Consider the following 1,477-nt stretch of genomic DNA (forward strand, 5'->3'; position numbering starts at 1 on the left):
GACCGGGGCCTTGATCAGGCCTTCCAGCTCCACCTCGAAATCTTTTCACAAAATTGCGCTTAATATAAAAAATGAAAATCACGAAGATAAAAAATACAGGTCAGTCATGGTGGTATCTGACCATAATCGACCTGTTGCATAATATAGTAGCGTTCATCTTATATATTTCGGTGAGTATACACAAAACTGTTGACAGACCCTACTTATCATCTTAAGACTTAACTTTTAAAACATTTAAGATACTTGATGTCCTCATCCTCGAAACATCGGCCTTCCGATTTTTTGTTAGCAATGCTAAAAAACTCTTTTGCCAACTCTAAATCACCCAATTCAAAAGCAACTTTCCCTGACATAAATTCCTTTTTACCAGTATCTTTCCGCGCAAATCCTGTTAAATAAATTTTTTCCGACCATACTTTTGCCTTTTTGAAATCTTTTATAACAAAACAAGTGTCAATAATATCTTTCACTAGATGAAAGCTTTCTTCACTATAAATACCTTTTGGTTCAGGCAATAACCCCCATGCTTCTTCGAGAGTTATAATAGATTCATGATATTTACCAATTTCGAATTGTTCATTACTCTTATTAATAAGGGATTCAAACTTCTCTTTTATAGGTGATTGTAGAGTAGCCAAATTTATCCTCCTCAAATAATATCTTTAATTGATTTAAAATACTTATCATCTTCCTCGTCAAATATCTTATAACCTTCCAACATGTAAGCCTTTAACAGGTACTCCTTTGCTTGATTCAACTCCCCACACTCAAATAGACTCTCTCCAAGTCTCAAGAGAATCAATGGATTTGAAATGCCATCTGGACAATTAAGGGCATTATAAAAATTAGTCTTTGCCATTTCATAATCATCATTGATAAAATAAGCATCACCTAATGCTGTGTAAATCCAAGTACTTGCCTCCCAGTCAATCTTCGGAGATGGCACTAATTCTAAGGCCGTGGAATACTTCTCTATCGCTTTATTAAATTCTTCTTCTTCAATTAGTGAATCTCCCTCTTCACATAACTCTATAATTTGAGCATGAATTTTGTCATCTAGTTCCAAAAATTTCACCTCCATTTTTATTTGGTCGGTGGCAAATAGTTTTCACCTAATTTTGCACCTGCTGAGCGGTTCAGCCTATAGTGATCTAATACATAATTATCGGAGTTTAACATCCATTCCCTTACTTCCTTTGACTTCGCACCATAATGTCTTCCTTCTTTGTTCCACCATGAGACAGCATCGGTTATATGAGCCATATCTGCCTCGCTAAGATCATGCCATTCTCCTTCACTATCCATAAACTCTGTTTTACCACTACGTGTTGTCCTAATCCTGGGAGGAGTTTCATTCTTCATTCTTTCTATCACTTCACGTCCAGTACGTGATTTTTTCCCTGGTGTTCTTCCTAAATATTGTTCCCTTAACTTCTTAGCTTTTTTAGCTTTTGGTTTCTTTGAGGCATTCTCAGGG

At 35.9% G+C, this 1,477-nt stretch carries 2 protein-coding genes and 1 pseudogene; all 3 read right to left on the minus strand.

Annotation, left to right across the window (positions count from 1 at the left end; genetic code table 11):
* Window positions 1–218: 218 nt before the first annotated feature.
* Window positions 219–638, minus strand: coding sequence for a hypothetical protein (locus CHH67_RS25685; RefSeq protein WP_095268203.1), 420 nt, complete (start codon window positions 636–638; stop codon window positions 219–221).
* Between the two features lie 11 nt (window positions 639–649).
* On the minus strand, window positions 650–1,081 hold the full coding sequence (locus tag CHH67_RS25690; RefSeq protein WP_413773649.1) for a tetratricopeptide repeat protein: 432 nt from the start codon (window positions 1,079–1,081) through the stop codon (window positions 650–652).
* 2 nt (window positions 1,082–1,083) lie between these two features.
* Window positions 1,084–1,477, minus strand: a pseudogene (locus tag CHH67_RS26985) (GH-E family nuclease); the annotation flags it as partial.

Origin of the sequence: Paenibacillus campinasensis (assembly GCF_002272015.1) — a bacterium.
Taxonomy (GTDB): Bacteria; Bacillota; Bacilli; order Paenibacillales; family Paenibacillaceae; genus Paenibacillus_AQ; species Paenibacillus_AQ campinasensis.